This is a genomic window from Bacteroidota bacterium, from assembly GCA_018831055.1.
Taxonomy (GTDB): domain Bacteria; phylum Bacteroidota; class Bacteroidia; order Bacteroidales; family B18-G4; genus M55B132.
On record JAHJRE010000062.1, the window covers coordinates 1 to 5,835 of the forward strand.

Sequence of the window (5,835 nt, forward strand, 5' to 3'; positions counted from 1 at the left end):
CAATGCCCAGCCCCAGGTGTAAGCCTATACCTCCCCTTACTTTACGGCAAGATAATGAAACACCGATAAGGGTAAGCACGATCGTGGCAAATGGAGAAGCAATGCGGGTTTGCTTTTCAATCTCATAGGTCTTCGCCTCATCCGACCCTTTCAGCTTTTCCTCTTCAATTTTAGCGTTAAGCTGCCAAAAATTCATTTCCTCGAAATCCTCCTTTTGGATGTAAAGATCCTTTGGATACATATTGATAGCAGTATCCTTTTTGTCGCCCCTGAGAATATGCTCCGTACTGTCCTCAAGCTTGCGCAGAAAATAATTATTGATTTCCCATTGCTTTCCCAAACTGTCCCAAACAATACGATCAGCCGTCAGCTTGTATTTCATAACATTGTTTTCAATTTTTTCAAGTGTGAAATTATATCCCACTCCATTTGAATTATTAAAGCTTTCGAGATAAACGTAAGTTCCCGGACTGATCTGCAAATGAATATTTCGTCCCCTGTCAAGTGCCAACCCTTCAATATACCTGTCCTTAAATACTCTTCGTTTGATATTTGTTTTGGGGATCAGAAAGTTACTCAGGTAAAATGACATTAACGCGAGAAAAAGTGCGGAGATCATATAGGGTCTCAACATGCGGTAATAACTGACGCCACTGCTCAGAATGGCTATTATTTCAGTATTACCGGCCATTTTGGAAGTGAAGAAAATAACTGAGATGAAGGTGAACAGATAACTGAAGAGATTAATAAAATAAGGGACAAAATTCAGATAATAATTGAATATGATTTGTTCGAGAGGAGCATCTTTTTCCAGGAATTCATCAATGTTTTCCGAAACATCGAAGATGATCACGATCACGATAAGCAAGGAAATGGCATAAAAAAAAGTGCCCAGAAATTTCTTGATTATATACAGATCGATGATTTTCATTTCATTGCTGTGATTTCCGAATGCATATACGCATCATAAACCTTTTTTTGCTTTTCTTATTGTGTTTCCGGCCAGTCGGTAAATTTAACCAGTTTTAATGCTCTTCTGTTCCATTCAATCTCAAAATCAAGATAATTGATGTATTCCCGGTCGTCGATAAGATACTGGTAAACCATATAATATGCGTCAGGATCAAAATCATCGGATTTAACTCTCACAATTTCACCACGCCTGGAACTCAGATAAAAAGAAATGGCATGCTGGTACACCGAACCTTTATAAACATAAAGCCGGCTTCCTTTGGTAATGTCTGCTACTTTCAGAGCCTGATCCTTGAATGTTTGTGTTTCATGGGCTCTGTTGGGCAGGATGAACCAGTTATATCCTATACGTATAAGCAAAAGGCTTATGATCACTATCGCGATTCGCTGTGGGATAATCATGTAAAAGATAATTAGCAACAATCCCAGTCCAAAAGCTATAAGCAGGGCTTTTAGAATTTTGTGTTCTACAAAATCAAAATAGGGAGTAAAAGGCAATGCCAGGAAAATCAGGATGGAAGCGACAATGATGAGGTACCAGATCAAATTGATTATCCGGATAGCATATTTATGGGGATTCAATTCATAAAGGTACATGAAAACATAAAGGAGTAGCGGAATGAACATGAAGAGATAGCGTGGGAATACTTCCGGAGATATCCAATAAATAATAATGTTAAAGAGAAAGATGAGGGTCATATACAATACAGTATTATCCCTCCTTATGGCACCCATAAGGTTTTTCCTGAAAAGGACAGGAAGCATAAGTGTCCAGGGAGCAAAGTGATAGATCACTTCGAAAGGGAAAGCGAAAAAGTGTTCAATGGTCTTCAATAGCCCGAATTTCAAGCCCGTTCTTCGGGTCGACTGCTCAAAAATAGTATAGAACATTTTATCTATATCATCCGGTCTCAGCAGGTAATAAATAAGGTAATATGAACCAAGCAATATAGCGAGCAGGAGTATACCTGAGATGTGTTTCCAGGAAATTAGTTTCCTGAACTGTCTGTTCATTGTAAACAGCACTAAAAGTGTAATCGCCTGGAAAAGAAGGGCAGGCAGGGCTTTAAACATAAAGGCAACTGCCGTAAGCAGGTATGAGATCAGAAAGAGCGTTAAGAGTTTATCTTTCCTGAAAAAATGGTAAATCACCATAAAATTCAGAAATACTATCAATGAAAACAGGATATCTATCAAACCCAGGAAGCTATCCCAGAATAATAGTCTACCACTGGTCATGAACATCAGGGCAATAAGTGCTGAACGGTAATTTCCTGTTGATTTCCTGAAAGAAAAGAAGATAACAATCCCAAAAAGAATGAATGACACAAGGTTTGGCAATCTGATCACCCATTCGTCGTATGAATCAAAGAGGAGGAAGGCACCGGCCAGGATCCAGTTATAAAGGGGTGGTTTGTTCATGTATAATTCACCCTGTATTGTTGGGATGAGATAATCTCCGGAAAGGATCATTTCCGTGCTGACGAGGGCACGAATAGCTTCGTCACTGGCCAGAAAAACAGGGTTTAATCCGAGGTTTATCAGTAAAGCGGGAGCCAGAAGCATTATGGCCGCAATGATTAATAACCAGGGGTATTTTCTGATGAGGTTGATCATAATCATAGTCGGGTACTGGTTCGCTTTACCATACTATCCTTCCAGGAAGCAAATGTACCTTCCTGGATTTTTATGCGGGATTCATTTACAAGCCACATGTAAAAAGCCAGGTTATGAAGGCTGGCAATGGTAGCGGCCAGCATTTCATTGGCACTGAAGAGATGACGAAGATAGGCTTTGCTGTAGTATGTATCTACAAATGATTGACCTTCGGGATCAATGGGGCTGTGGTCATTTTTCCATTTCTCGTTTTTCATGTTCATTATGCCGGAAGATGTGAACAGCATACCATTTCTTCCGTTTCTTGTGGGGATAACGCAATCGAACATATCAATTCCCAGTGCAATGGATTCGAGGATGTTGGCCGGTGTTCCCACGCCCATAAGGTAGCGGGGTTTGTCGGCCGGCAGGATAGAGCAAACGAGCTCTGTCATTTCATACATGATCTCATGGGGCTCGCCTACCGATAATCCCCCGATGGCATTTCCCGCGGCGCCGGCAGAAGCTATATATTCTGCAGATTTGGCACGAAGGTCTTTATAAACACTGCCTTGAACAATAGGGAATAAGGCTTGATCATGGCCGTAAGGGCAGACTGTCTCATTCATTTGCTTGAGACATCGATCGAGCCATCTGTGGGTTATTTGCATTGATTGCAGAGCGTAGCCATATTCACAGGGATATGGAGTACACTCGTCGAAAGCCATAATAATATCTGCGCCAATGACTCTCTGAATATCGATCACATTTTCCGGGGTGAACAGATGCCTGGAGCCGTCGATATGCGACTGAAACTTAACACCCTCTTCCGAGAGTTTCCGGATATCATTGAGTGAGTATACCTGATAACCGCCGCTGTCGGTCAATATGGGTTTGTTCCAGTGAATAAAATGATGCAAACCTCCGGCTTCCCTGAGTATTTCGAGCCCGGGGCGAAGATACAAGTGATAGGTATTTCCCAGGATGATCCTGGCTTTTACATCTTCCTCCAAATCTTTGACGTGAACAGCCTTTACACTGCCTGCCGTACCAACCGGCATAAATACCGGTGTCTCAACTTCACCGTGCTCCGTTACAAACCTTCCTGCCCTGGCTTTGCTGTATCTATCGGTGTACTCGATATTAAAATACATCTGTTCATAAATAATTTGCCAAAGATAATTTTTATTCATCAAGTTTGGATACTTTTACCTTGACCCAAATCTGCAATGAGGATGGATAAAGCTTTATGGACGATTTTCATTATATTTCTGGCAAGTGCTGCCATTCAGTTGTTTTACACATGGGCGTTTTTTTCACGCCTCGCTTTTTCCAGGAAGAAGAAAGGGAATCCTGGTTCCGTGCCCATTTCTGTAGTAATAGCTGCCCGTAATGAATATGATAATCTGATAAATAATCTTCCTCCCATCCTGGAACAGGATTATCCGGAGTTTGAAGTTGTATTGGTTAATGATGCTTCTGATGATGAAACTCTCACTTTGCTGGATGAATTTAAAGATAAATATAAACATCTCAAAGTAGTTAACCTTCCTGAAAACCTGAATTTCTTCAAAGGAAAGAAGTTTCCATTATCCATGGGGATCAAGTCGGCAAAATATGAGCATTTGCTTTTGACGGATGCTGATTGCAGGCCTCGTTCAGAAAGATGGATCGCTACTATGGCCGGTAATTTTCAGGAAAACATTGAAATTATTATTGGTTACGGAGCATACAGACCAGAAAAGGGAATGCTCGATAAACTTGTCCGTTTCGAAGCTCTCCACGTAGCTGTTCAATACCTTTCTTTTGCGATGGCAGGTTTGCCTTACATGGGAGTTGGCAGAAACTTGTCGTATCAACGATCTCTTTTTTACCGGAATAAGGGTTTTAGTTCGCATTACAAGGTTTCTTCGGGTGATGATGACCTATTCATCAATAAAGTTGCAACGAGGCTGAATACTGCTGTGGAAATCAGCGCCGACAGCCATACCCTTTCCAGGCAACCTTTAACTTTTGCAGCCTTCCTGCGACAGAAAAAAAGACATCTTTCGACAGCAGGTCATTATAAATTTCGTTTTAAAGCTTTGCTTGGATTGTATTCGGTTTCACAGTTTTTTTTCTGGATAAGTTTTATCTTCCTTCTGATATTCGGATATAATATATTATATTTGTTATCATTATGGGCATTAAGAATGGTCTCCCAGATGGTCATCCTGAAAAGTTCAATGATTCGGCTTAAAGAGAAAAAATTATTGCTAATTTCGCCACTGATGGAGTTCATTTTTATTTTAATAAATCCCTTATTGGCGTTTTCAAATCTGATTTACAAGCAGGATAAATGGAAGTAAACCCAAATCTAACCGATAAAGCCCAAAGAGATTATCAATTGGTCCAGGCCGCCATCGGCAGGGGAGATCAGAAAGCGTACGCGGAGTTGATGAATAACTATAAGGATTCCCTGTATTTTATGCTTCTTAAGATGACAAACAATCCTGAAGATGCGGATGATCTTACTATAGAAGCTTTTGGGAAGGCGTTCAAAAAACTTCACCAGTACACACCTGATTTTGCGTTCAGTACCTGGCTATTTAAGATAGCATCCAATAATTGCATCGATTTCATGAGAAAAAAGGCCAAATATACTTTCTCCATGAATAAGACCAGCGACAACAACGAGGATGGTGACGAACTGGCAAATATGATACCGGAAGAAAGCCTGGATCCTGAAGAGAATATTTTAAAAAAGGAAAAGATCAACAGGTTACGGGAGATAGTTGACAGGCTTAAACCGCATTACCGTACTTTAATAGAACTCAGGTATTTTAAAGAGTATTCCTATGAAGAAATTGCGCAAGAACTGGATCTTCCGCTGGGCACTGTGAAAGCCCAGCTTTACCGTGCCAGGGAGTTCATATATAATATCATCAAAAACCTTCCTGAAAAGTTTTAGCAGTATACTTAAGATTCTGAATATAATCATCTCATCGATTATAATTACCTGCTTCTTTTCCTATCCTATTATTATAACTTTGCAGCAAGAAAGCATAAAGCATCATGAATAAAAAAGAATTTAAGAAAGCCATTTTGGCCGGTATTCCGGATCAGTTACCGGAACCCTTGCCGTGGGATGACACTGTAAGCCATGCCCCTGTTAGGAAAGACATTTTAAACACGGAGGAAAAACGTCTGGCTTTAAGGAATGCCCTGAGGTATTTTGAACCAAAGCATCATGAAGTCCTTGCGCCTGAGTTTGCCAGGGAATTAAAA

The 5,835-nt window shown here is 40.5% G+C and carries 6 protein-coding genes; 3 read left to right on the forward strand and 3 right to left on the reverse strand.

The window, feature by feature from the left end:
* From KKA81_03705 to tgt, 3 genes are all read right to left on the reverse strand, one after another.
* On the reverse strand, window positions 1–931 hold a 931-nt coding region (locus KKA81_03705; protein ID MBU2650017.1), incomplete at its 3' end, for an LptF/LptG family permease.
* A gap of 56 nt (window positions 932–987) precedes the next feature.
* Window positions 988–2,595 carry a glycosyltransferase family 39 protein gene (locus KKA81_03710; GenBank protein MBU2650018.1) on the reverse strand — a complete coding sequence of 536 codons (1,608 nt, stop codon included), beginning with the start codon at window positions 2,593–2,595 and terminating at the stop codon, window positions 988–990.
* Complete coding sequence (tgt, locus tag KKA81_03715) at window positions 2,592–3,722, reverse strand: tRNA guanosine(34) transglycosylase Tgt (protein MBU2650019.1); 1,131 nt, start codon at window positions 3,720–3,722, stop codon at window positions 2,592–2,594. Before tgt ends, KKA81_03710 begins: the two co-directional genes overlap by 4 nt.
* Window positions 3,723–3,803: 81 nt before the next feature.
* Here tgt and KKA81_03720 point away from each other — a divergent pair, with 81 nt between their 5' ends.
* From KKA81_03720 to KKA81_03730, 3 genes are all read left to right on the forward strand, one after another.
* Entirely contained in the window at window positions 3,804–4,916 is a 1,113-nt protein-coding gene (locus tag KKA81_03720; protein ID MBU2650020.1) for a glycosyltransferase, read from the forward strand.
* A complete protein-coding gene (locus KKA81_03725) occupies window positions 4,907–5,518 on the forward strand; it encodes a sigma-70 family RNA polymerase sigma factor (GenBank protein MBU2650021.1) in 612 nt (203 codons plus the stop codon). The genes KKA81_03720 and KKA81_03725 overlap by 10 nt, the downstream gene beginning before the upstream one ends.
* Before the next feature lie 104 nt (window positions 5,519–5,622).
* The coding region (locus KKA81_03730) for a urocanate hydratase (GenBank protein ID MBU2650022.1) at window positions 5,623–5,835 on the forward strand (213 nt) is incomplete at its 3' end.

Excerpts from the sequence above, each read along its gene's own strand:
- KKA81_03710 (MBU2650018.1), bottom strand. The coding sequence starts at position 2,595 with ATGATTATGATCAACCTCATCAGAAAATACCCCTGGTTATTAATCATT.
- tgt (MBU2650019.1), bottom strand. The coding sequence starts at position 3,722 with ATGTATTTTAATATCGAGTACACCGATAGATACAGCAAAGCCAGGGCA.
- KKA81_03720 (MBU2650020.1), top strand. The coding sequence starts at position 3,804 with ATGGATAAAGCTTTATGGACGATTTTCATTATATTTCTGGCAAGTGCT.
- KKA81_03725 (MBU2650021.1), top strand. The coding sequence starts at position 4,907 with ATGGAAGTAAACCCAAATCTAACCGATAAAGCCCAAAGAGATTATCAA.